Source organism: Methylobacterium sp. WL12, from assembly GCF_008039475.1.
GTDB classification, from domain to species: domain Bacteria; phylum Pseudomonadota; class Alphaproteobacteria; order Rhizobiales; family Beijerinckiaceae; genus Methylobacterium; species Methylobacterium cerastii.
Genome location: NZ_VRUW01000020.1, coordinates 1 through 22,947, shown reverse-complemented (window position 1 = coordinate 22,947; position 22,947 = coordinate 1). Strand labels below are relative to the sequence as shown.

The 22,947-nt window shown below is 71.0% G+C and carries 24 protein-coding genes and 1 pseudogene; 14 read left to right on the top strand and 11 right to left on the bottom strand.

Going from position 1 to position 22,947, the window contains the following annotated elements; all coding sequences use genetic code 11:
- Positions 1-216: 216 nt before the first annotated feature.
- Positions 217-1,563, bottom strand: coding sequence for a sorbosone dehydrogenase family protein (locus FV226_RS10260; RefSeq protein WP_147762815.1), 1,347 nt, complete (start codon positions 1,561-1,563; stop codon positions 217-219).
- 202 nt (positions 1,564-1,765) lie between these two features.
- Here FV226_RS10260 and FV226_RS10255 point away from each other — a divergent pair, with 202 nt between their 5' ends.
- The 4 genes from FV226_RS10255 to FV226_RS10240 all read left to right on the top strand — a co-directional run bounded on the left by FV226_RS10255 (position 1,766) and on the right by FV226_RS10240 (position 5,412).
- Positions 1,766-2,740, top strand: coding sequence for a threo-3-hydroxy-L-aspartate ammonia-lyase (locus FV226_RS10255; RefSeq protein ID WP_147762814.1), 975 nt, complete (start codon positions 1,766-1,768; stop codon positions 2,738-2,740).
- A 5-nt stretch (positions 2,741-2,745) separates the two neighbouring features.
- Positions 2,746-3,489: a trypsin-like peptidase domain-containing protein gene (locus FV226_RS10250; protein ID WP_187277340.1), complete on the top strand. Its 744-nt coding sequence runs from the start codon at positions 2,746-2,748 to the stop codon at positions 3,487-3,489.
- Positions 3,490-3,637: 148 nt separating this feature from the next.
- The gene (locus tag FV226_RS10245; RefSeq protein WP_246685473.1) at positions 3,638-4,321 is read left to right on the top strand and encodes a cell wall hydrolase; all 684 of its coding nucleotides are present in this window, start codon (positions 3,638-3,640) and stop codon (positions 4,319-4,321) included.
- A 98-nt stretch (positions 4,322-4,419) separates the two neighbouring features.
- Complete coding sequence (locus tag FV226_RS10240; RefSeq protein ID WP_147762812.1) at positions 4,420-5,412, top strand: IS481 family transposase; 993 nt, start codon at positions 4,420-4,422, stop codon at positions 5,410-5,412.
- 6 nt (positions 5,413-5,418) lie between these two features.
- Here the strand turns inward: FV226_RS10240 and FV226_RS10235 are convergent, their stop codons facing one another.
- Both FV226_RS10235 and FV226_RS10230 read right to left on the bottom strand, forming a co-directional pair.
- A complete protein-coding gene (locus FV226_RS10235; RefSeq protein WP_147762811.1) occupies positions 5,419-5,640 on the bottom strand; it encodes a hypothetical protein in 222 nt (73 codons plus the stop codon).
- A 136-nt stretch (positions 5,641-5,776) separates the two neighbouring features.
- Positions 5,777-6,307, bottom strand: a complete 531-nt coding sequence (locus tag FV226_RS10230) for a PRC-barrel domain-containing protein (protein WP_187273667.1) — start codon at positions 6,305-6,307, stop codon at positions 5,777-5,779.
- A gap of 243 nt (positions 6,308-6,550) precedes the next feature.
- Here FV226_RS10230 and lipA point away from each other — a divergent pair.
- Positions 6,551-7,510, top strand: a pseudogene (gene lipA / locus FV226_RS10225) (lipoyl synthase); the annotation flags it as partial.
- A gap of 136 nt (positions 7,511-7,646) precedes the next feature.
- Positions 7,647-8,105: a type II toxin-antitoxin system RatA family toxin gene (locus FV226_RS10220; RefSeq protein ID WP_147762808.1), complete on the top strand. Its 459-nt coding sequence runs from the start codon at positions 7,647-7,649 to the stop codon at positions 8,103-8,105.
- A gap of 82 nt (positions 8,106-8,187) precedes the next feature.
- On the opposite strand, the gene FV226_RS10215 is transcribed toward FV226_RS10220, so the two are convergent.
- From FV226_RS10215 to FV226_RS10200, 4 genes are all read right to left on the bottom strand, one after another.
- On the bottom strand, positions 8,188-8,673 hold the full coding sequence (locus FV226_RS10215) for a CinA family protein (protein WP_147762807.1): 486 nt from the start codon (positions 8,671-8,673) through the stop codon (positions 8,188-8,190).
- Between the two features lie 3 nt (positions 8,674-8,676).
- Positions 8,677-8,874: a type II toxin-antitoxin system RelE/ParE family toxin gene (locus tag FV226_RS28565; RefSeq protein WP_246685647.1), complete on the bottom strand. Its 198-nt coding sequence runs from the start codon at positions 8,872-8,874 to the stop codon at positions 8,677-8,679.
- Between the two features lie 96 nt (positions 8,875-8,970).
- Complete coding sequence (locus tag FV226_RS10205) at positions 8,971-9,198, bottom strand: hypothetical protein (protein ID WP_147762806.1); 228 nt, start codon at positions 9,196-9,198, stop codon at positions 8,971-8,973.
- A gap of 60 nt (positions 9,199-9,258) precedes the next feature.
- A complete protein-coding gene (locus tag FV226_RS10200) occupies positions 9,259-10,569 on the bottom strand; it encodes a bifunctional 2-C-methyl-D-erythritol 4-phosphate cytidylyltransferase/2-C-methyl-D-erythritol 2,4-cyclodiphosphate synthase (protein ID WP_147762805.1) in 1,311 nt (436 codons plus the stop codon).
- 175 nt (positions 10,570-10,744) lie between these two features.
- On the opposite strand from FV226_RS10200, the gene dusB reads away from it, so the two are divergent.
- The 3 genes from dusB (at position 10,745) to ntrC (ending at position 14,402) form a co-directional block, all read left to right on the top strand.
- The gene (gene dusB / locus FV226_RS10195; RefSeq protein ID WP_147762804.1) at positions 10,745-11,749 is read left to right on the top strand and encodes a tRNA dihydrouridine synthase DusB; all 1,005 of its coding nucleotides are present in this window, start codon (positions 10,745-10,747) and stop codon (positions 11,747-11,749) included.
- A gap of 80 nt (positions 11,750-11,829) precedes the next feature.
- Positions 11,830-12,933 carry an ATP-binding protein gene (locus FV226_RS10190; RefSeq protein ID WP_147752054.1) on the top strand — a complete coding sequence of 368 codons (1,104 nt, stop codon included), beginning with the start codon at positions 11,830-11,832 and terminating at the stop codon, positions 12,931-12,933.
- Positions 12,934-12,938: 5 nt separating this feature from the next.
- Entirely contained in the window at positions 12,939-14,402 is a 1,464-nt protein-coding gene (gene ntrC / locus FV226_RS10185; RefSeq protein ID WP_147752036.1) for a nitrogen regulation protein NR(I), read from the top strand.
- Between the two features lie 16 nt (positions 14,403-14,418).
- Here the strand turns inward: ntrC and FV226_RS10180 are convergent, their stop codons facing one another.
- Together FV226_RS10180 and FV226_RS10175 are read right to left on the bottom strand one after the other, a co-directional pair.
- Complete coding sequence (locus FV226_RS10180) at positions 14,419-15,213, bottom strand: flagellar hook basal-body protein (protein WP_147762803.1); 795 nt, start codon at positions 15,211-15,213, stop codon at positions 14,419-14,421.
- 230 nt (positions 15,214-15,443) lie between these two features.
- Entirely contained in the window at positions 15,444-16,142 is a 699-nt protein-coding gene (locus FV226_RS10175) for a DJ-1/PfpI family protein (RefSeq protein WP_147762802.1), read from the bottom strand.
- A gap of 189 nt (positions 16,143-16,331) precedes the next feature.
- Here FV226_RS10175 and FV226_RS10170 point away from each other — a divergent pair, with 189 nt between their 5' ends.
- The 4 genes from FV226_RS10170 to FV226_RS10155 all read left to right on the top strand — a co-directional run bounded on the left by FV226_RS10170 (position 16,332) and on the right by FV226_RS10155 (position 20,620).
- Positions 16,332-17,627, top strand: a complete 1,296-nt coding sequence (locus FV226_RS10170) for an alpha-hydroxy acid oxidase (RefSeq protein ID WP_147762801.1) — start codon at positions 16,332-16,334, stop codon at positions 17,625-17,627.
- A 178-nt stretch (positions 17,628-17,805) separates the two neighbouring features.
- Entirely contained in the window at positions 17,806-19,551 is a 1,746-nt protein-coding gene (locus FV226_RS10165) for a glycosyltransferase family 39 protein (protein ID WP_147762800.1), read from the top strand.
- Positions 19,548-20,285, top strand: a complete 738-nt coding sequence (locus FV226_RS10160; RefSeq protein WP_147762799.1) for a glycosyltransferase family 2 protein — start codon at positions 19,548-19,550, stop codon at positions 20,283-20,285. The genes FV226_RS10165 and FV226_RS10160 overlap by 4 nt, the downstream gene beginning before the upstream one ends.
- Positions 20,285-20,620, top strand: a complete 336-nt coding sequence (locus tag FV226_RS10155) for a lipid-A-disaccharide synthase N-terminal domain-containing protein (protein WP_147762798.1) — start codon at positions 20,285-20,287, stop codon at positions 20,618-20,620. Before FV226_RS10160 ends, FV226_RS10155 begins: the two co-directional genes overlap by 1 nt.
- A 46-nt stretch (positions 20,621-20,666) precedes the next feature.
- Here the strand turns inward: FV226_RS10155 and FV226_RS28950 are convergent, their stop codons facing one another.
- Positions 20,667-20,801, bottom strand: a complete 135-nt coding sequence (locus FV226_RS28950; protein WP_281406034.1) for a hypothetical protein — start codon at positions 20,799-20,801, stop codon at positions 20,667-20,669.
- A 226-nt stretch (positions 20,802-21,027) separates the two neighbouring features.
- On the opposite strand from FV226_RS28950, the gene FV226_RS10150 reads away from it, so the two are divergent.
- Positions 21,028-21,639 carry a pyridoxamine 5'-phosphate oxidase family protein gene (locus tag FV226_RS10150; RefSeq protein WP_147762797.1) on the top strand — a complete coding sequence of 204 codons (612 nt, stop codon included), beginning with the start codon at positions 21,028-21,030 and terminating at the stop codon, positions 21,637-21,639.
- Between the two features lie 7 nt (positions 21,640-21,646).
- On the opposite strand, the gene metC is transcribed toward FV226_RS10150, so the two are convergent.
- Complete coding sequence (metC, locus tag FV226_RS10145; protein ID WP_147762796.1) at positions 21,647-22,834, bottom strand: cystathionine beta-lyase; 1,188 nt, start codon at positions 22,832-22,834, stop codon at positions 21,647-21,649.
- Between the last annotated feature and the right edge of the window lie 113 nt (positions 22,835-22,947).

Sequence of the window (22,947 nt, the reverse complement as noted above, 5' to 3'; positions counted from 1 at the left end):
AGCGACGGAGGCCGTGATCGCACATCGCATACCCTGTCTGTGTGCAGGATGAACGGATGCGGCATAAGTTATTCACCGACCCAATCCCGGAAGCCGGCCACCATCACAACGGTTCCCAGGGCCGCCGAAGGCGCTGGGGACAGCCTCAGTCAGGGCCGCGGCAGCATCATCTCCACGCTCGACTTCAGCCGTACGCGGACATTTGACCGCGAGCCCTCACTGTGAGGCTGCCGCCCCCGTCACGCGCCAGACCGCGTTGCCGACGTCGTCCGAGACGAGCAGCGCCCCGGTCTTGTCGAAGGCCACGTCCACCGGGCGCCCCTGCGCCTTCTCGTCGGCGTCGAGGAAGCCGGCGAGCACGTCGATTGGCTTGCCCGCGGGGCGGCCGTCGGCGAACGGCACGTAGATCACCTTGTAGCCGCTTTTCGGCCGCCGGTTCCACGAACCGTGCTGGGCGACGAACAGGCCGCTCGTCCAGGCCGGCGGCAGGTTCGCGCCCTGCGAGAAGGCGATGCCAAGGGAGGCGGTGTGGGGGCCCAGCGCGTAGTCCGGCACGATCGCCTTGGCGACTAGGTCCGGCCGCTGCGGGCTGACGCGGTCGTCGACGTGCTGGCCGTAATAGCTGTAGGGCCAGCCGTAGAATCCCCCCTCCTTCACCGAGGTGACGTAGTCCGGCACGAGGTCGCTGCCGATCTCGTCGCGCTCGTTCACGGCGGCCCAGAGCGTGCCGGTCTTGGGCTCGAAGCCGAGGCCGTTCGGGTTGCGCAGGCCGGTGGCGAATTCGCGGAAGGCCTTGGTTGCGAGAGTGTATTCCCAGATCGCGGCGCGGCCCTTCTCGGCCTCGAGCCCGTTCTCGGCGACGTTGCTGTTCGAGCCGACGGTGACGAACAGGCGGGTGCCGTCGGGGCTCGCGACGACGTTCTTGGTCCAGTGGTGGTTGATCCCGGCCGGGAGGTCGACGACCTTCTCCGGAGTCGCGGCGTTCTCGGTCTTGCCCGCCTCGTAGGGCACCCGCACCAGGGCGTCGGCGTTGGCGACGTAGAGATCGTTGCCGACGAGCGCCATGCCGAACGGCGAGGTCAGGTTCTTGAGGTAGACCGTCTTCACCTCGGCGACACCGTCCCCGTCGGCGTCGCGCAGCAGCGTGATCCGGTCCGGGCTCTTCACGCCCGCGCCCGCCCGATCCATGATCTTCCCGGCGATCCAGGCCTTCACGCCGGGGAATTTCCCATCGGAGGGCGGCGTGTTGCTCTCGGCAACCAGCACGTCGCCGTTCGGCAGCGTGTAGAGCCAGCGCGGGTGGTCGAGCCCCTCGGCGAAGGCGGCGACCGACAGGCCGGAGGCAGGCGCTGGTTTCGCACCCTTCGCCCAGCCCGCGGCCGGCGCGATGTTGACGGTGGGCAGCGGCGTGGCGTTCGGAGCGGGCAGGGTCGGGCTCGCCCCCTGGCCGTCGGCGAGCTGGAGCGACGCGCTCTCGGGATAGACCGCGAAGCGCACGAAGGCCGCACCGCCGAGGAGAAGGACCGCCAGCGCCCCGAGCCCGATCTTCGTACCTGTCCGCATGGTCCCGTGAATCCCTGTTTCGCAAGCCACCAAGCCCAACCAACCGGCCTGACCGGGAGATAAGAGCCGAGCGGCCGATTGGCTCCGGTTGCGCCGAGGGTGCCGGAGCCGCCCGGCAGCGCGTATAGGATGCGGCCGAGGCTCCCTCGCCGAAGGGTCGCGCCCGGGGCGCGAGCGGTGCAGGCGCCCCAGCGAGCCGCCGATGACCGATGCGACCCAGCGCCTGCCGACCTTCGCCGACGTGGCGCGCGCCGCCGAGCGCATCGCCGGCGTGGCGCACCGCACCCCGGTGTTGACCTCGCGCACCGCCGACGAACGCACCGGGGCGAGCCTGTTCTTCAAGGCGGAGAACCTGCAGCGGGCCGGCGCCTTCAAGTTCCGCGGCGCCTACAACGCGATCGCGGCGCTCGACGACGACGCGCGGGCGCGCGGCGTCATCGCCTATTCCTCGGGCAACCACGCCCAGGCGATCGCCCTGGCGAGCCGCATCCTGAACGTGCCGGCCACCATCGTGATGCCGGAGGACGCGCCGGCGATGAAGGTCGCGGCGACCCAGGGCTACGGCGCCGAGGTGGTGCGCTACGACCGCTACACCCAGGATCGCGTCGCCCTCGGGCGGACGTTGGCGGAGGCGCGTGGCCTAACCCTGATCCCGCCCTACGACCATCCGGACGTGATCGCCGGCCAGGGGACGCTGGCCCTCGAGTTGATCGAAGAGACCGGGCCGCTCGACATGCTCGTCGTCTGCCTCGGCGGCGGCGGCATGCTGTCGGGCTGCGCGCTGGTCGCCGCCGAGCGCGCGCCGGGCTGTTTGGTCGTCGGCGTCGAGCCGGAGGCCGGCGACGACGGACAGCAATCGTTCCGCGCGGGGCGGATCGTGACGATCCCGGTGCCGCGGACCATCGCCGACGGCGCGCAGACCACGTTCCTCGGATCGATGACCTTCCCGATCATTCAGGAGCGCGTCGCCGACATCGTCACGGTGACGGACGACGAGCTCGTCGCCACGATGCGCTTCTTCGCCGAGCGCATGAAGCTCGTCGTCGAGCCGACCGGCTGCCTCGCGGCCGCGGCGGTGATGCACGGCCGCCTCGACGTGCGGGGCAAGCGCGTCGGCGTGGTGATCAGCGGCGGCAACATCGATCTCGCGTCGTTCGCCCGCCACGTGGCGGGTTGAGGCCGGTGCGCGCCCTCGTCCTTTTCTGCGCGGGCCTGTGGGCCGGCGCCGCGCGCGCTGAGGACATTACCTTCGAGGCGGAGGCCTGGCCCTACAGCGCGATCGGCAAGCTCAACGTGGTGCTCGGCACCAACCGCCTGCAATCCTGCACCGCGACCCTGATCGGACCGCGGCTCGCGCTCACCGCCGCCCACTGCCTGTGGGACGAACCGCGCAAGCGCTGGGTCAACCCTGGCGTGGTCCACTTCGTGGCCGGCTATCGCCAGGGCACCTACCGCGCCCACAGCCTGGCCGCCGCCTACCGCAAGCCGGACGACTACGCCTACGCCTACGGCACCGCGCAACCGAACATGCAGGCCGACTGGGCCCTCGTGGAGCTCGTCGAGCCGATCCCCGGCACGCCGCTGACGCTGGAGGATGCAGCCCCCGACGCCGACCCGGCCGCGATCCGGCGCGAGATCCGGCGGGCCGGCTACAGCCGGCTGAAGCCGCAGCTGATGACCGCGCAGGGGCATTGCAGCGCGTGGCGAAACCCCGGGCCGGCGCCCCTCCTGCTGCACGATTGCCGCGCGGTGCCCGGCGAATCCGGCTCGGCGCTGCTGCAGGTCGAAGGCGGACGCCCCGTGGTGGTCGGCGTGCTCGTAGCGGGCAACCCGGAGGAGGGGCGCACCCCGTCCGTCGCCGTGCCCACCGCCGCGTTCCGCGAGATCGCCATGGCGATGCTGAAGGCGCAAGCCCAGCTGCGCTGATGCAACCGTCGGTTCACCACAACGCCAAACAATTCGGGCGCCACAAAATCCGCGCCTTTCGGACAGAGCTTGGCCGGAACCCGTCGCATCGGCGGGGCGACGGGCTGGGAGGCGGGACGGCATGCAGGGTGTTCGGGCGAGATGGACGGTGCCGGCCCTGTCGGTCCTGCTGCTCGGACCGAGCCTCGGCGCCTGCAACACCAGCGCGAACACCGCCCTCGTCACCGGCGCGACGCACGGCAAGCCGATGGTGGTGTCCGACGCGGAGCGCGACTGCCTCGGCCGCGCGATGTACTTCGAATCGAACCGCAGCGACCCCGAGGGCCTTCTCGCGGTCGGGACGGTGGTGATGAACCGCCTGGAGAACGCCGCCTTCCCGAACGGCGGCATCTGCTCGGTGGTCGGCCAGCCACGGCAATTCGCGGCCGGCGTGCTGACGAAGCCGATGGCGGAGAAGGACCTGTCGAAGGTCGCCGACGCGGCGGACGCGATCCTGGCCGGCGAACGCCACCCCAAGGTCGGCCGGGCGATGTACTTCCACACCGCCGGCCGGAAATACCCCTACGACAACATGCACTACGTGGCGGTGGCGGGCGGCAACGCCTTCTACGAGAAGCGCAAGGCCGGCAGCCTGAGCCAGACGCCGCCTCCCGCCCCGACGGCGATGGCCTTTGCCGAGACAATCCCGGCCGAGGCGATCCACGCCGCCCAGACCCTCGCCGTGTCGGCGCCCGCGCAACCTGAAGTCGCGGCCGCCCAGACGGTGCTGGCCGAACCCGCCCGCGACATCTGCCAGGTGGCGGGCCTCGGCGCTGCCCCGGGCGGCGGCTAGAGCATTTTTCAGCGAGGTGGATGCCGGCTCGCGTGAGGAAAATGTTTGATCCCAGGGTTTGATGGTGCGATCTTCACGTCTGAGTGGAGGGACGCGTTATGGGCCAGGTTCTTCACGGCAGCGCCACGACGACGGAGGCGATCCGTCGAGCGATCCAGCATAGTCAAGCGAGCCTGAGGGCACTCTCGAAGCGCTACGGGATCAACCAGAAGACGGTCTCAAAGTGGCGGCAGCGGACCTCGGTCGCCGACCAGCGCACGGGGCCGAAGGATCCGCGTTCGACGGTGTTGTCACTGGAAGACGAGGCGATCGTCGTCGCCTTTCGCCGTCACACGCTCCTGCCGCTCGATGACTGCCTCTACGCGCTCCAGGCGACGATCCCGCACCTGACCCGTTCGTCGCTACACCGCTGCCTGCAGCGCCACGGCATCAGCCGATTGCCGGAGGTCGACGGCGACAAGCCCAAGCGCTCGCGCTTCAAGGCTTATCCGCTCGGGTACTTCCACATCGATCTGGCTGAGGTTCACACGGCGGAAGGGCGGCTCTACCTGCTCGTCGCCATCGACCGCACGACCAAGTTCGCCTTTGTCGAGTTGCACGAGAAGGCGACACGGCGGGTCGCAGGCGACTTCCTTCGCCATCTCATCGAGGCCGTGCCCTACAAGGTGCACACCGTGCTCACCGATAACGGCACCCACTTCACGACACCCGGCAACGTTGCCTCGGCCGCCTCCATCATCAGGCAAGCGATCGCGGCCGGCGAAACATTCCGAGCCCACAGCTTCGAGGCCGCCTGCGCTCGCAACGATATCGACCATCGCCTGACCAAGCCGCGGCACCCCTGGACCAACGGTCAGGTCGAGCGGATGAACCGAACGATCAAGGACGCGACGGTCAAACGCTACCACTACGACAGCCATGAGCAGCTTCGCGCGCACCTGGCCGACTTCGTCAGCGCCTATAACTTTGGCCGCCGCCTCAAGACCCTGCGTGGCCTCACGCCCTACGAGGCCATCTGCAAAGCATGGTCCGCCGAGCCGGGCCGCTTCAGGTCAAACCCGCTCCACCAAATCCCGGGACCAAACATCTAAGACACCTCAGCCCTCTCGCGTCTCCCTGCTCCGCGTCCGGCGCGCGGCCTGCGCCATCGCGATCAGTTCGCGGGCCGTGAGGCTGTGGGCGGAGGGCGCGGCGCGGTCGGCGATGCCGGCCGGCGGCGTGCGGGCGCAGCCGCTGGTGCCGATCCGCAAGTCGCGCGAGCGCCGCGTCGCGCGCAACCGGATCGCCTCCCGCAAGGCCTCGACTATCACCGTTCCCACCGAAAACTCCGTGGACGGCGTCATAGCCAAGCTTGACCGTAAGCGACATTCTTGAAGGCGGATTTCGGCGCCCTAGCAGGGCCGGGATTGGCCGGCTCCTAAGCTCCGGAACCGACAGCAACCACCTGACGAGGCGTCAGTTTTGGGGCTTGTACTTGCTGTACTTGAAATCCGGCGCGGCCCCGAGCTGTTCCTTGCTCATGTCAAGCGTGGCGGCGTAGCGGTCGCCGCCCGGCGACAGGATCAGGGCGGCCGGCTGCACCGCGACGTAGCGCGTGCCGACGCCAAGGAAGCCGCCGATGTCGAGCACCACCGCCGTCAGAGTGCGCCCGTCCTCCATCACCAGGTCGACGACGGTGCCGAGCGCGTTGCCGGCGTTGTCCGAGACCTTGATGCCGATCACGTCGGTGGTGAGGAAGCCGGCAGGAACGAGCTTGTTGCGGCCCTCGGCATCCGCCTTCGATCCGGCGCGCTTGATCCCGACGTCGGAGGGGCCGCCGCCCGCGCTGGTGCCCGGCCCGGTGCCCGGCACCACCAGCCCGTCGCTCTGCGCCGGCTTGTCCTCCGGGCCGGGGGCGGCGAGGGCGACAGAGGCGCCGAGCGCAAAGTGTGCGCCGAGCGCGAGCGACAGGGGCGCGGCGAGCGCGAGGCGCAGGATCCGGGTCAAGCGATCGTCCTTCGATGCGGGCCGCGTACGGCTGGAAACCGAGGGAACCGGATCGGTCCCGCCGGGTTCCGGCGGCCGGTTGCGGCCGATCGCGCGGGCCGGTCCGCCGTGACGATTCCGCAAGCCCTGTCTCGGGTTCGTGGGCGACCTGCGGTCGCGGCGGTTTGCGGCACGGGTCCGGACGCCTTAAGTCGAAGCTCTCTCCCGATGCCCGCGCCGCGGGTGCCTCGCACGCGGTGTGGCATGGCGACCGTCCTCGATCTGCTGAAGAACGATCCGCGGCCGCCGCTCGCGCCCCGCATCCGCCACCCGGAGAAGGCGCACCGGCCGGACCAGCCGGTCCAGCTGCGCAAGCCGGACTGGATCCGCGTGAAGGCGCCGGGGTCCCCGGCCTGGGCAGAGACCCGCGCGATCGTGCGCGAGCACGGCCTCGTGACGGTCTGCGAGGAGGCCGGCTGCCCCAACATCGGCGAATGCTGGGAGAAGCGGCACGCCACCTTCATGATCATGGGCGACACCTGCACGCGGGCCTGCGCCTTCTGCAACGTGCGCACCGGCCTGCCGGGCGCCCTCGACGCCGACGAGCCGGAGAAGATCGGCGACTCGGTGGCCAAGCTCGGCCTGCACCACGTCGTCATCACCTCCGTCGACCGCGACGACCTCGCCGACGGCGGGGCCGAGCACTTCGCCCGCACCATCGCGGCGATCCGCCGGCTCAGCCCCGGCACCACGATCGAGATCCTGACGCCGGACTTCCTGCGCAAGGACGGCGCGCTGGAGACCGTGGTCGCGGCGCGGCCCGACGTGTTCAACCACAACCTCGAGACGGTGCCCGGCAACTACCTCACGGTCCGACCCGGCGCCCGCTACTTCCACTCGGTGCGCCTGCTCCAGCGGGTCAAGGAGCTCGACGCGTCGATCTTCACCAAGTCCGGCATCATGGTCGGCCTCGGCGAGGAGCGGAACGAGGTCGTGCAGCTGATGGACGACCTGCGCTCGGCCGACGTCGACTTCCTCACCATCGGCCAGTACCTGCAGCCGACCAAGAAGCACCACGAGGTGATCCGCTTCGTGCCACCCGACGAGTTCAAGGCCTTCGAGACCACCGCCTACGCCAAGGGCTTCCTGCTGGTCTCGGCGACGCCGCTGACCCGCTCGTCGCACCATGCCGGCGAGGATTTTTCGAAGCTGCGGGCCGCCCGCAACGCGCGGCTCGGCGTGCCGGCGGAGGCGGCTGCGGCGATGGTGCGGACCTCGTCCGAGGGAACCGCGCAGCGGGGCGGCGCGCTGATGCCCGCGGGAGCTCTCGCCTCCGCCCCCTTCACAGCCTGAGCCGTCGATGCCGTCCTTCCGGATCACCCGCTGGGTGCGTCACTCGCCCCAGCAGATGTACGACCTCGTCGCCGACGTGGAGCATTACCCCGAGTTCCTGCCGCTGTGCGAATCGCTGCGCGTGCTGCGGCGCCAGCCTGGAACCGGGGAGGGGATGGAGGTGCTCGTGGCTGAGATGGGCGTCGGCTACAAGGCGATCCGCGAGCGCTTCACCACCCGCGTCGGCCTCGCCCCCGCGGACCTCAAGATCACCGCCGAGTACATCGACGGCCCGTTCCGGCACCTCGAGAACCGCTGGGCGTTCAAGCCCGGCCGCGACGGCGGTTGCGACGTCGACTTCTTTATCACCTACGAATTTAAGAGCTTCGCCCTCGGCCTGCTGATGGGCACGATGTTCGACCGCGCCTTCCGCAAGTTCACCGACGCCTTCGAGAGCCGGGCGGACCGGGTCTACGGCACCGCCTGAGGGCGGTTCAGGCGGTTTGGGGCGCGTCGCTTCCGCGAGGGTTGGTCCAGCTCGTCTCGTCGCTGAACCGCGCGGCTCAGCTTCAGAGCGCCGATTCCAGTAGGTCCAGCGCGTCCAGCACCGCGCGGCGTCGGATTTCGGCGCGGCCGAGGTCGCCGTAGCGCCGCTCCAGGTGGTGTACGCCACCTCTTGTCGCCAGGCCGAAATGCACGAGGCCGACGGGCTTGGCCGCGCTTCCGCCGCCGGGCCCGGCGATCCCGGTGATCGCCACCGCCACGTCGGCCCGCGAGGCCGCGAGCGCGCCGTCCGCCATCGCGCGGGCGACGGCCTCGCTGACCGCCCCATGCGCCTCGATGAGTTCGGCGGGCACCCCGATCGCCTCGGATTTCGCCTCGTTCGAGTAGGTGACGAAGCCGCGCTCGACCACCGCCGACGAGCCGGGCACCGCGGTCAGCAGGCCGGCGACGAGGCCTCCGGTGCAGGATTCCGCCGTCGCGATTCGGGTGCCGGCCTTGGCGTAGGCCGCGACCAGAGCCTTGGCGCGGGCCAGCAGGGCGTCGTCGAACATCGCTCAGGTCTCCTCGCCGTCCGGCATCGAATCGGGATCGCGGGCGGCGTGGCGGATCGCGATGACGACGATGGTATCGCCCGAGACTTCGTAGAAGACGCCGTACGGATACGGGTTGGCTGCGATCCGCCGCGGCTCGGACAGGCGCGTGCCGCGGCCAGACTCGGGATGGAGCAGCAAAAGGTCCAACGTGGCGTGCACGGGCCTGGACCCGATCGGCGCCATGCGGCGAGCGCGCGCGAACGTAGCTCAGGGTGTCATCGAGTTCCGTGAGGGCCGCAGGCGTGAAGCGAAGCTTCACAAGCCGTGCTTCGCCCAGACCGCCCGCACCGCGTCGTCGGTGGCGAACTCGCCGCGGGCGGCCTGCGCGCGGGAGATCGCGAACGACGCTTCGTCCTCGGCGGTCAGGGCGGCCGGCCGTCGCGCCTCCTCGGCGATCCTCAGGACCATGCGGGCGATGTCGTCCTGCCGGTCGGGGGCCAAGCCCCGGGCCGCGGCGACCGCCTGTTCGAGAAGATCCGTCATTTCCGCATCCTGCACCGGATCATCGGGATGAGGAAGTCCGGCGGTGACGGCCCGAGGCCGTCAGCCCTGGCGCATGGCCGTCTCGGCCTGGGCGTCGACGGGGTCGGCCTTCGCGTCCTCCGGCAGCCGCACCGTGGCGGCGGCCTGGGCGGCGAGGCCTTCCGCGCGGCCGACGAAGCCGAGCTTCTCCGTCGTCGTCGCCTTGATCGACACCGCGGTGAGCGGCACGGCGCAGATCTCGGCGATGCGCGCGCGGATCGCCTCGCGGTGGGCGCCGATGCGGGGGGCTTCCGCCAGCACCGTGATGTCGAGGTGGTCGATGCGGCCGCCGCGCGCGCGCACCAGCGTGCAGGCGTGGGCGAGGAACCTGTCCGAGGATGCACCGCGCCACTGCTCGTCGGAGGGCGGGAAATGCGTGCCGATGTCGCCGTCGGCGATGGCGCCGAGCAGGGCATCGGTCAGCGCGTGCAGGGCGACGTCGCCGTCGGAATGGGCGAGCACGCCGCGGTCGGCCGGGATCTTCACGCCGCCGAGCCAGACGTGGTCGCCCTCGGTGAAGGCGTGCACGTCGAAGCCGGTGCCGAGGCGGGTCACGTAAGCGGTCATGGCAATGTCCTTGGCGGTCTCCGCGCCCGAGCTTGTGGGGGACGGGCCGGCGAAAGCCCGGTCGGCCTCGATCAGGTCGGCGGGTTGGGTGATCTTGCGGTTGCGCAGGTCGCCGGCGAACACCACGACAGCGTGCCCGGCCCATTCGGCCAGCGCCCCGTCGTCGGTGAAGGCGTGGAGGCCTTCCTCGGCCGCGGCCCGGTGCGCAGCGCGCAGCAGGCCGAAGGCGAAGGCCTGCGGCGTCTGCACCGCGCGCAGATTCTCGCGGGCCGGGGTCTCGCGCACGCGCCCGATGCCGTCCCGGTCCTCGACGAGCTTGATCGTGTCGGCGACCGCCACGCCCGGAACCGCGGCGCCGTGGTCGCGGCCGGCGGCGACCGCGCGCGCGATCAGCTCGGAATCGACGAAAGGCCGGGCCGCGTCGTGGACGAGGACGACGTCCGGGGCCCCGGCCGCGGCGAGCGCCTCGAGGCCGGCCCGGACCGAATCCTGCCGCGTCGCGCCGCCCTCGACCGGCGGCAGCAGCTTGTCGGCGACCGAGGGCGACAGCTCGGCGCGGCAGGTCTCGAAGAACGCCGCCGCGTCGGCCGCGATCACCACCTGGATGCGGTCGATGACGGAATCGCCCCCGAGGGCGTCGAGGGTGCGGGTGAGGACCGCCTGCCCGCCGACGCGGTGGTATTGCTTGGGCATCCCGCCGCCGATGCGGATGCCGCGACCGGCCGCCACGACGACGACGGCGACGCTCGATCCGGGTTCGGACATGGCTGGGGTTCCGTCGTGCCGTGGCCGCGACCGCCTGCCATGCGGCCGGTCCGGGTCCTCAAAAATCTGCCTGTCGTTTAAGCGGGGGATGAAGCGAAATCAAATCGCGCGGTTCCCCGCCCGACCCCCGCCTTAGGGCTTGCATCGAACCGCTTTTGTCTATTTGTTGTGCAGAATGATAGCTGATCATTATTTGAGCGTCCTGCGAGGGGAGCGCTCGGTCGACCCAGTGGTGCTGCTGGCGCCGCTGTCGGGCGTCACCGACCTGCACATGCGCCGGATCGCTCGAGGCGCCGGCGCGAGCGCGGTGGTGTCGGAGATGGTCGCGGCCGCCGAGTTCGCCCGCGGGTCGGAGGAGGCGCGCCTTCGCGCGGAGGGCTCGGGCATCGCGCCCCACGTCGTCCAGCTCGCCGGCTGCGCGCCCGAGCCGATGGCGGAGGCCGCGCGGATCGCCGAGGCGAACGGCGCGGACGTGATCGACGTCAACATGGGCTGCCCGGCCAAGGTCGTCACCGGCATCGCCTCCGGCTCGGCGCTGATGCGCGACCTCGACCACGCCGGCCGCCTGCTTGCGGCGGTCCGCGAGGCGGTGTCGATCCCGGTGACGGTGAAGATGCGTCTCGGCTGGGACCACCAGAGCCTGAACGCGGCGGACCTCGCCCGCCGGGCGCAGGCGCTGGGGCTGAACGCGGTGACCGTGCACGGCCGCACCCGCCAGCAATTCTACAAGGGCAGCGCCGATTGGGCGGCGATTCGCGCGGTCGTGTCCGCGGTGTCGATCCCCGTCATCGCCAACGGCGACGTGACGGACCTGGCCACCGCCAGGGCGTGCCTGACGGCTTCGGGTGCCGCCGGCATCATGGTCGGCCGCGCGGCCGTCGGGCGGCCGTGGCTCGTCGGCGCCATCGCCGCGGGCCTGGCCGGGCGCCCGGTGCCGTCGCTCTCGCGGACGGAGCGGGCGGCGCTGGCGGCGTCGCACTACGCTGGGCTCATTGCGCTCTACGGCCCACACATGGGGGTGCGCCACGCCCGCAAGCACCTGGCGGCCTATGCCGAGGCCGCCGGCGGCCTCGGCGCATCCGAACGCACGCGGCTCCTGACCACCACCGACCCGGAGGTGGCGGATCGGCTCCTGCGGGCCGCTTTCGAGGCCGCCCCGGCGATCGCGGAGGCCGCATGAGCGACGGGGAAAGTAGGGGCGACGCCGTGCCGGTCGGCCATGAGGCTTCGAGCAAGGACCTTGCGGCGAGACCGCGCGGCATGCCGAGCGCGGAGGCCGTGATCAACGCCTTGCCGCTGCCGGTGCTGACCATCGGCGCGGACGATCGCATCATGCACTGCAACCACGCGGCCGAGGCGTTCTTCGACTACTCCGCCCGGCTGATGCAGCGGCGTCGGCTCCGCGACATCATCCCCTTCGCCTCGCCGATCATCGCGCTGGTGGCGGAGGTGCGCCGCCGAGGCTCCAGCGTCAGCGAGTACCGGGTCGAGCTGACCCAGCCGCGCTCGGGCGCCGAGCGCAGCGTCGACGTGTTCGCGACCTCGCTCGGGGACGACGCCGAGGCGGTGGTGCTGATGCTCCAGGAGCGCACCATCGCCGACAAGATGAACCGCCAGCTCACGCATCGCGGCGCGGCGCGCTCGATGGTGGCGCTCGGCGCGATGCTCGCACACGAGATCAAGAACCCGCTCGCCGGCATCCGCGGCGCGGCCCAGCTGCTCGAGCAGTCCGGGCCCGAGGAGGACCGGGTGCTGACCAGCCTGATCTGCGAGGAGACCGACCGGATCGTGCGGATCGTCGAGCGGATGGAGCTGTTCGGCGACGAGCGGCCGGTCGAGCGCGGCCCGGTCAACGTCCACGGGGTGCTCGACCAGGTGAAGCGCTCGGCGCAATCCGGCTTCGGGCGCCACATCCGCTTCGTCGAGACCTACGACCCGTCGCTGCCGCCGGTGCTCGGCAACCGCGACCAGTTGGTCCAGGTGATCCTGAACCTCGTGAAGAACGCGGCGGAAGCGATCGGCGCCGACGCGGTCGACGGCGAGATCACCCTGTCGACCGCCTTCCGCACCGGCCTGCGCCTCCAGGTCCCGGGCTCGCGCGAGCGCGTCAGCCTGCCGATCGAGGTGGCGGTGCGCGACAACGGCCCGGGCATCTCGCCAGACCTGCTCCCGGACCTGTTCGATCCGTTCGTGACGACGAAGGCGCAAGGCTCCGGCCTCGGACTTGCATTGGTCGCCAAGATCGTCGGCGACCATGGGGGCATCGTCGAGTGCGATCCCGCCCCCCGCCGCACCGCCTTCCGAATCCTGCTGCCCATGTCGAGCGCCCGCGACGGGCGCGAAGCGGTCGCGGAGCCCGAGTAAGAGTCATGCCCAACGGCCACATCATCGTCGCGGACGACGACGCCGCGATCCGCACCGTCCTGAACCAGGCGCTGTCGCGGGCCGGCTACGAAGTCCGGTCCACTGGCAACTGCGCTACCCTGTGGCGCTGGGTGGCGCAAGGGGAGGGCGACCTCGTCATCACCGACGTGGTCATGCCCGACGAGAACGTGTTCGACCTGCTGCCGCGGATCAAGCGGGTGCGGCCGGAGCTGCCGGTCATCGTCATGAGCGCGCAGAACACCTTCATGACCGCGATCCGCGCGTCCGAGCGCGGCGCCTACGAGTACCTGCCGAAACCCTTCGACCTGAAGGAGCTGATCGCCATCGTCGGCCGGGCGCTGTCGCGGCCCCGCGGTACGGCGGCGGCCGCCTCGGCCCCCGACAACGAGGACATCCCGCTCGTCGGGCGCTCGCCGGCGATGCAGGAGATCTACCGGGCGCTCGCCCGGCTGATGCCGACCGACCTCACCGTGATGATCACCGGCGAATCCGGCACCGGCAAGGAGCTGGTGGCGCGCGCGCTCCACGATTACGGCCGCCGCCGCACCGGGCCGTTCGTGCCGGTCAACATGGCCGCGATCCCGCGCGACCTGATCGAATCCGAGCTGTTCGGCCACGAGAAGGGCGCCTTCACCGGCGCGCTGCAGCGCTCCGCCGGCCGCTTCGAGCAGGCGGAGGGCGGCACGCTGTTCCTCGACGAGATCGGCGACATGCCGATGGAGGCGCAGACCCGGCTGCTGCGCGTGCTGCAGCAGGGCGAGTACACCACGGTCGGTGGCCGGGTGCCGATCAAGACCAACGTCCGCATCATCGCCGCGACCAACAAGGATCTGCGCATCTCGATCCAGCAGGGGATCTTTCGCGAGGACCTGTTCTTCCGGCTCAACGTGGTGCCGCTGCGGCTGCCGGCGCTGCGCGAGCGCTCCGAGGACGTGCCGGACCTCGTCCGCCACTTCTTCATCCAGGTCGAGCGCGAGGGCCTGACGCGAAAGATGCTCGACGGCGAGGCGATGGAGCGGCTGAAGCGCTACCGCTGGCCCGGCAACGTGCGCGAGCTCGAGAACCTCGTCCGACGCTTGGCCGCCCTCTACCCGCAGGAGACCATCACCGGCCCGGTCATCGAGGCGGAGCTCGATACGCTGCCGCTCAGCCCCCCGGCCTCGGCCGGCAACGGCACCGCCCGCAAGGCCGGCGCCGACAACGAGACCCTGTCCGGCGCGGTGGAGCGCCACCTGTCGGATTACTTCTCCAACTACCGGGACACCCTGCCGCCACCCGGCCTCTACCACCGCATCCTGCGCGAGATCGAAGGCCCGCTGATCGGCGCGGCGCTGGCCGCCACCCGGGGCAACCAGATCCGTGCGGCGGAGCTGCTCGGCGTCAACCGCAACACCCTGCGCAAGAAGGTGCGGGACCTCGACCTGCAGGTGTTCCGCACCGCGCGTTGAGATCAGCGCGGCTGCGTCAGACGTACATCGCGATGGCGGATTGCAGCATCTCGTTGACGGTGCCGATGACCTTGGTGTTGGACGTATAGGCCTGCTGGGTCTCGATCATCTTTGAGAACTGATCCGAGATGCTCGCGTTCGACTGCTCGACCGAGCCGGCGGTGACGGTCGCGCCGTTCAGGCCGAAGCTCGGCGCCCCGGTGCTCGCGGTCGCCACGAAGGCGCCGCCGTCGAGCGAGGCGAGGGTGTCCCGCGCGCCGAACTGGGCCAGGGTCAGGGTTCCGAGCGCCTGGGTGCTGCCATCCGACAGGGTGCTGGTGAGGGCGCCGGCGGGCGAGACCGACAGGCTGGAGAGCGCGCTCGTGCCGGTGGGCGGCATCTGGACCGGCGCACCCTTCGAGGATCCGGCGAACAAGTAATACCCGGTCCCGTTGACGAGATACCCGCTGGCATCCGGCGCGAAGTCGCCGCGCCGGGTATAAGCGAGGTCCGACCCGAAGCTCGGCGTCGATGCCGTCCCGAGATTCTGCCGGACGATGAAGTAGCCGTCGCCGCCGATGGCGAGGTTCGTCGCGATGCCGGTCGATCCCACCGTGCCCTGAAGCCCGAGGTTCGACCGCGTGCTGATCGCGACGCCGCCGGCGGGCTGCGTGCCGGCCTCGGTCTGTGCGAGCATGTCGGCGAAGATCGTATCCGTGTTCTTGAAGCCGGCCGTCGTGCTGTTGGCGATGTTCCCGGAAATGTTGTTCAGCGCGAAGGATTGCGCCGATGTGCCGGTGATGGCGTTCGAGAGCGCATCCATCAGGCTCATCGTAGATCTCCTTCAGGGAACGGCCGCGCCCGATAAGAACACCGACGTCGGCGTGCCGACCGACCGCTCCCGAGCCAACCCTGATTAGAGATTTTATCGTTAATACGCGGTGTGTAACGAATTATATCTGCTATACCCATGATGCCGCCCTAGAAACGAAACTCGACATCTTGAAAATATTCAGACACAAAAATATCGGCGGCGACGATACTTCCACACGACGCTCAAGCCTACTCCCATTCCATTCGCGTCACGGCCACGCCGGTCAGCGCCGCGACGATGCGTTCGCGCTCGGCCCGGCTCGGGGCGATGCGCGCGCGTGCCGCCGCCAGCACGGCGGGCGACGCGGTTTCGGGCGTGCCGGCGTCGAAGGGAGGAACGGGAGCGTATTCGTGGCCGAGCTGGATCGCCTCGGCGCGCTCACGGCCGACGAGTTCGGCTGCCAGCGTCAGGGCGAAGTCGAGGCCGGCGGTGACGCCGCCCCCGGTCACGAAGCGGCCGTCGCGCACCACGCGCTCGCGCACCGGGATCGCTCCGAAGGCGGACAGCAGATCGTGCGCGGCCCAATGGGTCGTCGCCCGGACGCCGTGAAGCAGGCCCGCGGCCCCGAGCAACATCGCGCCCGTGCAGACCGACGTGACGTAGCGCGCGCCTTCGGCCTGTCGGCGCACGAAAGCGAGGGCTGCGTCGTCCACCATCAACGCGTTCACGCCGACGCCTCCGGGCACGCAGAGCACGTCGAGGGCCGGACAATCGGCGAAGGTCGTGGTCGGCGTCAGGATCAGCCCGGTCGCGCTGCGCACCGGCGCAAGGCTCGCGGCGACGAGGTGAACCTCCGCGCCGGGCACGCCGACGAAGACCTCGTAGGGCGCCGTCAGGTCCAGCTGCTGAACGCCGGGGAAGGCGAGCAATCCGATCTGAAAGGGCATCCAGCGCTCACCTCGGCGGCTCGGCAAGTCGGCCGAATCCGCAAACCCGATCCTATCACCGCGATCGCACCGTGACAAAACCGGATCTTGTGCGCTGCAACATACCTGCCGTGCGCGGGCGCGCCTTGTTGCCAAGCTCGCCGAAGGCCAAGCACAAGTCTCTGTAGAACTTGGCCTTTCGAGAATCATATGTCCGACCGCCTGCATCCCCGGCCCGCCGCCGCGACCGATCCTGCCATCAGCCGCCGCAAGCTGCTGGAGTTCTTCTCCGCCAGCCCGATCCTCGCGTCGGGGGCGGTCGGCACGCTGGCGACGCTGCTTGAATCGGGCGCCTCGCGGGCGCTCGCCCAGAGCTACGACGTGCTGCGGCAGGCGCCGGTGATGAACGGCGACCTGATCGCCGCGCCGGCCCAGGCGCTCAACGTGTTCGACTTCGAGATGGTAGCCAAGAAGGAGCTGCCGCCGGCCCATTACGGCTACCTCGCCAGCGGCGTCGACGGCGACGAAACCCTGAAGGCGAACCGCGACGGGTTCGAGCACATCCGCATCCGCGCCCGCCGGCTGATCGACGTGCGCAAGATCGACACGAGCGTGAAGATCTTCGGCGAGACCTGGGCGAGCCCGATTGCGCTGGCGCCGGTGAGCAGCCAGGGCGCGTTCCACCCGGACGCCGAGCTGGCGGTGGCGCGGGCCGCCCGGGTGAAGGGCCACCCGATGATCCTGTCGACGGTGGGGTCGTCGGCGATCGAGGACGTGATCAAGGAGCGCGGCGCCCCGGTCTGGTTCATGCTCTACCCCACCGACGACTGGGCGGTGACCGAGGCGCTGGTGAAGCGCGCGGAGAAGGCCGGCGCGCCGGCCATCGTGCTGACGGTGGACCGCCAGGGCGGGCGCAACACCGAGACCCTGTTCCGCGAGCGCCGCACCGACACCCGCACCTGCACCGACTGCCACACGCCCGGCTTCAAGAACGAGGTGAGCCGCAAGCCGATGTTCGACGGGATCGACGTCGATCGCGTGACCAACCTCTACGGGACCGGCATGACCTGGGACTACGTGCGGCGCCTGCGCGGCATCGTGAAGGGCAAGCTCGTGCTCAAGGGCATCGTCACCAAGGAGGACGCGAAGACGGCCCTCGACCACGGCGTCGACGCGCTGATCGTGTCGAACCACGGGGGCCGGGCCGAGGAGAGCCTGCAATCGACTATCGGCGTGCTGCCGGAGGTCGTGGCGGCGGTGAACGGCCGGGTGCCTGTGCTGATCGACGGCGGCTTCCGCCGCGGCACCGACGTGCTCAAGGCTCTGGCGCTGGGCGCCACCGGCGTCTGCGTCGGCCGCCCCTACGTCTGGGGCTTGGCCGCCTTCGGCCAGCCCGGCGTCGAGGCGGTCCTCAACATCCTGCAACGCGAGTTCGAGACGATCATGCGCCAGGCCGGCGCCACCAAGATCGCCGAGATCACCGCCGCCAGCGTCGACCGGGCGTAGCCCGCATCCTGTGACCGGCCCCGCGGCTTTGGCGGCGGGGCCGGCATTTGACAATCCCGCCCGCATCATCGACACCGCCGCCCGTCAGGGCATCGACCGAACGACGAGGCCGGTTGCCGGTTCCGGAGCCGCGCATGACCGCCTTCTCGGCTTACCCCCTCCCGTCCGCACGGCGCCCATGACCCCCAGCGAAGCCGCGGGGCGACCCGTCCTTGCCGCGCGGCCCGGCCCCGGCTTCGCGTTCGGCGACTTCCTCCTGAACACCGTGTCGGCGAGCCATGCGCGGGCCTGCGCGTGGCTCCTCGCGCTCTGCCTCGTCTGCTTCCTGCCCGGCCAGATCTCGCTGCAGCCGATGGACCGGGACGAGCCGCGCTTCGCCCAGGCCTCGAAGCAGATGCTCGAGACCGGCGACGGCGTCGACATCCGCTTCCAGGGCGAGGCCCGCCACAAGAAGCCGGTGGGCATCTACTGGGCGCAGGCCGCCGCGGTGGCGGCGGTCGAAGCGCTCGGCGTGCCCGAGGCGCGGACCGCGATCGCGCTCTACCGCATCCCCTCGCTGCTCGGCGCGACCGCCGCCGTACTGCTGGCCTATTGGGCGGCGCTCGCCTTCCTCGCCCGCCGCGGCGCCTTCCTCGCCAGCGCCCTGTTCGGCGCCTGCTTGATGCTCGCGGCCGAAGCGCACCTCGCCAAGACCGACGCGCTGCTGACCGCGTGCTCGGTCGCCTCGCTGGGCGCGCTCGCCCGCGCCTGGCTCGGCCGGTCCGGCCCGGGCCCTTCGACCGCAGGCCGGCTCGCCTTCTGGCTCGGGCTGGCCCTCGGCATCCTAGTGAAGGGCCCGATGGTGCCGCTGTTCGTCGGCCTGCCGATGCTGGCGCTGTCGTGGAAGGCGCGCTCCGGCCGCTGGATCCTGTCGCTGCGCCCGTGGTCCGGCCTCGCGATCGTCGCCCTCATCGTCGCGCCGTGGTTCCTGGCGATCGCCTGGCGCAGCGGCGGCGCCTTCTTCACCGAAGCCGTCGGCCACGACATGCTGGCCAAGGTCGGCAGCGCCAAGGAGAAGCACTGGGCGCCGCCGGGCACCTACGCGCTGGTGTTCTTCGCGACCTACTGGCCCGGCGCCGCCTTCGCCGCCCTGGCGATCCCGTTCGCGTGGCGCCGCCGCGGGGACGATGCCGTCGCCTTCCTGCTGGCGTCGATCGTCCCGGCTTGGGCGATGTTCGAGGCGGTGCCGACCAAGCTCCCGCACTACGTCCTGCCGCTGATGCCGATGGTGGCGATCCTCACCGTGCTGGCGCTGCGCGCCGGCGCCCTCGATCCGACCCGGCGCGGCGCGCGCGCGGTGGCGCTGCTCGTGCCGGCGATTCCCGTCGGGTTGACGATCGGCCTCGTCGCGGTCGCGTGGCGCCTCGATCGGGTGCTGCCCGTGCTGTCGCTGCCGCTGCTCGGAACCGCCTGCGCGCTGGCCTGCGCCGCCTGGATGGCCTACGCGCGGGGCGGCCCGGAGCGGGCGATGGTGTTCGCGATCCTCTCCGCCTGCCTGCTCTCGCCCGCGGTGCTTGGGCTGGCGCAGACCGAGATCCCGGCGCTGAAGGTCTCGAATCGGCTCGCCGCGATCCGCGACGCGCTGCCGTGCCGGCCGCAGGTCGCGAGCCTCGGCTACCGCGAGCCGAGCCTGGTGTTCCTGATCGGAACGGACCTCGCCACCCCGAACACCGGCGCCGACGCGCTGGCCTTCCTCAACGCCGGCGGCTGCCGCCTGGTCTTCGTCGAGCAGCGCTCGGCCGCCGACTTCGCCGACGCGTGGCCCGTCGGCGGCGCCGGGCCGAAGGCGGTCGGGCAGGTGTCCGGCTTCAACATCAACGCCGGCCGCCGGGTCGACCTCACCGCCTACGCGGTGACGCCCGCGGCTCAGACGGTGGCCCCATGAACCCGACCTCCCCCCGCCTCAGCATCGTGGTGCCGGTGAAGAACGAGGCCGGCAACATCGCGGGCCTCGTCGCCGAGATCGAGGCCGCCTGCGCAGGCTTGGCGCCGTTCGAGCTGATCTACGTCGACGACGGCTCCACCGACGCGACGCCGGCCGCGCTCGAGGCCGCGCGGCAGGGCCGCCCGTGGCTGCGCGTGCTGCGCCACGCCCGCAGCGGCGGCCAGTCGGCTGCCGTGCGCAGCGGCGTCTCGGCGGCGGCCGGCCCGATCGTCGCGACGCTCGACGGCGACGGCCAGAACGACCCGGCCTTCATCCCCGTCCTGGTGGCGGCGCTCGAGCAGGCGGGCGAGGGAGCCGGCCTCGCTCAAGGGCAGCGCAAGGGCCGCAAGGACGGGCGCTTCAAGATGATCCAATCCCGCATCGCCAACGGCGTGCGGGGCCGGATCCTCAACGATTCCACCCGCGACACCGGCTGCGGCCTCAAGGTCTTCCGCCGCGCGGTCTACCTGCGCCTGCCGTACTTCGACGCCCTGCACCGGTTCATGCCGGCGCTCGTGGTCCGCGAGGGCTTCGCCATCGTGCACCGCGACGTGGTCGACCGGCCGCGCTTCACCGGCGTGTCGAATTACGGGCTGTTCGACCGGCTCTGGGTCGGCCTGCTCGATCTCGCCGGCGTCTGGTGGCTGATCCGCCGCAAGCGGCCGACGCCCGCCGTCACCGAGGTCCGGACCTGATGCTGATCCAGTTGGCGAAAGACCTGCCGGACTACTTCTACGACGTGTTCGTGACCCGGTTCGACTTCTGGCTGGTCTTCGGCATCGTCGCGCAGCTCGTGTTCGGGTCGCGCTTCATCCTGCAATGGATCGCGAGCGAGCGGGCGGGCCGGAGCGTGATCCCGCTCTCGTTCTGGTTCCTGTCGATCGCCGGCGGGATCATGACCCTGGTCTACGGCTTCGTGCGCCGCGAGCCGGTGATCATCATCGGCCAAGGCCTCTCGACCGGGATCTACCTGCGCAACCTCGCCCTGATCTTCCGCAACCGGCGCGCGGCCGAGACCAAGGCCGGCTGAGCGGGCGCTCCGCTCGAGCCGACCGGTCCCGGGGACCGCTGTGCGATCAGCGCCGCAGGGACGACGGTCGCGGCAGCGTCCACAGGTCGTCGTGGGCGTCGGAGAACCGGGCGAGATGGCGGTCGGCGTAGAGGCAGAGAAAGCCGAGGGCACAGGGCAGCCCGAACAGCATGGCCATCATCCACGGCATATCGTCGACGTCTCTCTGAGAGCGGAAGCCGCGCGACGCTTGCCGACGCGATGCCGATTCGTAACAAATGATAGGGGTGCGTCAAGGCACGCTAGGACACGCCGCCTAGTTTTTCCGGTTCGGCGTTGCGCGCGCAACGCGGCGACGCCGCGCTTGATCCGGCGCTGCGCCCGTGTTTCGTCTCGACCCGTCCAACCCCCACGCCGCCCGGAGCCCGATGCCACAGGACGATGCCCGCGACCCGCTCCCGGCGTTCCACGCCGACCTGGACGCGGCCTTCGCCGAGCTGTGGCGGCTGCTGGCGGACGGAGTCGCACACGGGCGGAGCGCGTTCCACACGCCGAGCGTCGCGACACTGGACCGTACAGGGCGGCCGCGCAGCCGCACGGTGGTGCTGCGGCAGGCCGACGCCGCCACCGGCATCCTGCGCTTCCACTGCGACCGCCGCTCGGACAAGGCCGCCGAGGTCGCCGCCGGGCGGCATTGCGCCCTCCACGCCTACGATCGCGCCGCCAAGGTCCAGATCCGGATCGAGGGCAGCGCCCACGTCCACCTCGACGACGCCGTGGCCGACGCGGCCTGGGACGGCTCGCGGCCGATGAGCCGGGTCTGCTACGGCATCGCGCCCGCGCCCGGCACCGCGATCGAGGCCGGCGGCGGCTACGCGCTGCCCGACGAAACGGAAGCGCCGCCCGGCCGCCCGAACTTCGCCGCCGTGCTCGTCCGCGCCGAAGCCCTCGACTTCCTCTACCTCGACCGCCGCGGCCACCGCCGCGCCGGCTGGCGGCGCGAAGGGGAGGGGTGGCAGGGCGAATGGCGGGTACCGTGAGGCCGCCTCAGCCCGCTGCCCGCAACCGCGAGAACCCCGCGTCGAGGTCTGCCTTCAGGTCGGCGACGTCCTCGAGCCCGATGTGGAAGCGCAGGGCCGGGCCGCCGGGCGCCCACTGCGTCGCCGTGCGGTAGGGCTTGCAGTCGAAGGGAATCACGAGGCTCTCGAAGCCGCCCCAGGAGAAGCCCATCCCGAACAGCTCCAGGCCGTCGAGCATCGCGGCAAGGGCCGTCTCCGAGACCGGCTTGAGGATGACGCCGAACAGTCCCGACGCGCCGGAGAAGTCGCGTGTCCAGATCGCGTGGCCGGGATCCTCTGGCAGACCCGGATGGAGGACGCGCAGCACCTCCGGCCGCGCCTGGAGCCACCGCGCCATCTCGAGGCCGGCGCGGCCGTGCTCGCGCAGCCGCAGGCTCATCGTGCGCAGGCCGCGGAGCGCCAGGAACATGTCCTCAGGGCCGGCGCAGGGGGCGATCTGGTCGAAGGTCCGCCGCACCGCCGGGAAATGCGTGGCGTTGGCCGAGGTCAGGCCCAGCAGCAGGTCGGAGCCGCCGCTGAGGTACTTGGTCCCGGCCTCGACGGCGATGTCGACGCCGCGCTCGTGGGGCGGGAACAGCAGCGGCGTCGCCCAGGTGTTGTCCATGATGACGGTGCCGCCGCGGGCGTGGACCGCCTCGGCGATCGCCGGCACGTCCTGCATCTCGAAGCTCTGCGAGCCCGGCGCCTCGACGAGCACCGCCTTGGTGTTGTCGCGCATCAGGCCCGCGATGCCGGCGCCGACCAGCGGGTCGTAATAGGTCGTCTCGACGCCGAAGCGGGCGAGCAGCCCGTCGCAGAAGATCCGGGTTGGGCGGTAGGCGGAATCGGCGACGAGCAGGTGGTCGCCGGCCGAGACCGAGGCCATCAGCGCGACGGAAAGCGCGCACAGGCCCGAGGGCGTCGCCACCGTGCCGGCCGCGCCCGCCAACGCGGTCCACGCGTCGGTGAGCGCGTCCATTGTCGGCGTACCGCTGGTGCCGTAATTGTAGCGCCCGCGCCGGTGCACGATGTCGTCGTAGGTCGGGTACAGCACGGTGGAGCCGCGATAGATCGGCGTGTTGACGAACCCGTGCTGCGCCGACGGATCGCGCCCAGCATGGACGAGGCGCGTCGCGACCCCGAACGACTCGGCGGTCTTGGACGAAGGCTTGGACATGGTCGCCATGGGTTCGGGCTGCGATCGGGCGATCGAAGCCCGGCAACCCGGCGGAGGTCAAGCGCCCGACTTGGTAGGCCCCCCGGCAAGCCCCTTCGTAAGCCCCCCCGGCA

What these genes read in the sequence shown, in the direction of transcription:
- metC (WP_147762796.1), bottom strand. Translation starts at nt 22,834, where the DNA reads ATGTCCAAGCCTTCGTCCAAGACCGCCGAGTCGTTCGGGGTCGCGACG.
- FV226_RS10180 (WP_147762803.1), bottom strand. Translation starts at nt 15,213, where the DNA reads ATGAGCCTGATGGATGCGCTCTCGAACGCCATCACCGGCACATCGGCG.
- FV226_RS10175 (WP_147762802.1), bottom strand. Translation starts at nt 16,142, where the DNA reads ATGCCCTTTCAGATCGGATTGCTCGCCTTCCCCGGCGTTCAGCAGCTG.
- FV226_RS10200 (WP_147762805.1), bottom strand. Translation starts at nt 10,569, where the DNA reads ATGTCCGAACCCGGATCGAGCGTCGCCGTCGTCGTCGTGGCGGCCGGT.
- FV226_RS10190 (WP_147752054.1), top strand. Translation starts at nt 11,830, where the DNA reads ATGCCGAGCGCGGAGGCCGTGATCAACGCCTTGCCGCTGCCGGTGCTG.
- dusB (WP_147762804.1), top strand. Translation starts at nt 10,745, where the DNA reads ATGATAGCTGATCATTATTTGAGCGTCCTGCGAGGGGAGCGCTCGGTC.
- FV226_RS10215 (WP_147762807.1), bottom strand. Translation starts at nt 8,673, where the DNA reads ATGTTCGACGACGCCCTGCTGGCCCGCGCCAAGGCTCTGGTCGCGGCC.
- FV226_RS10160 (WP_147762799.1), top strand. Translation starts at nt 19,548, where the DNA reads ATGAACCCGACCTCCCCCCGCCTCAGCATCGTGGTGCCGGTGAAGAAC.
- FV226_RS10155 (WP_147762798.1), top strand. Translation starts at nt 20,285, where the DNA reads ATGCTGATCCAGTTGGCGAAAGACCTGCCGGACTACTTCTACGACGTG.
- FV226_RS10205 (WP_147762806.1), bottom strand. Translation starts at nt 9,198, where the DNA reads ATGACGGATCTTCTCGAACAGGCGGTCGCCGCGGCCCGGGGCTTGGCC.
- ntrC (WP_147752036.1), top strand. Translation starts at nt 12,939, where the DNA reads ATGCCCAACGGCCACATCATCGTCGCGGACGACGACGCCGCGATCCGC.
- FV226_RS10255 (WP_147762814.1), top strand. Translation starts at nt 1,766, where the DNA reads ATGACCGATGCGACCCAGCGCCTGCCGACCTTCGCCGACGTGGCGCGC.
- FV226_RS10165 (WP_147762800.1), top strand. Translation starts at nt 17,806, where the DNA reads ATGACCCCCAGCGAAGCCGCGGGGCGACCCGTCCTTGCCGCGCGGCCC.
- FV226_RS10170 (WP_147762801.1), top strand. Translation starts at nt 16,332, where the DNA reads ATGTCCGACCGCCTGCATCCCCGGCCCGCCGCCGCGACCGATCCTGCC.
- FV226_RS10220 (WP_147762808.1), top strand. Translation starts at nt 7,647, where the DNA reads ATGCCGTCCTTCCGGATCACCCGCTGGGTGCGTCACTCGCCCCAGCAG.
- FV226_RS28950 (WP_281406034.1), bottom strand. Translation starts at nt 20,801, where the DNA reads ATGATGGCCATGCTGTTCGGGCTGCCCTGTGCCCTCGGCTTTCTCTGC.
- FV226_RS10240 (WP_147762812.1), top strand. Translation starts at nt 4,420, where the DNA reads ATGGGCCAGGTTCTTCACGGCAGCGCCACGACGACGGAGGCGATCCGT.
- FV226_RS10260 (WP_147762815.1), bottom strand. Translation starts at nt 1,563, where the DNA reads ATGCGGACAGGTACGAAGATCGGGCTCGGGGCGCTGGCGGTCCTTCTC.
- FV226_RS10150 (WP_147762797.1), top strand. Translation starts at nt 21,028, where the DNA reads ATGCCACAGGACGATGCCCGCGACCCGCTCCCGGCGTTCCACGCCGAC.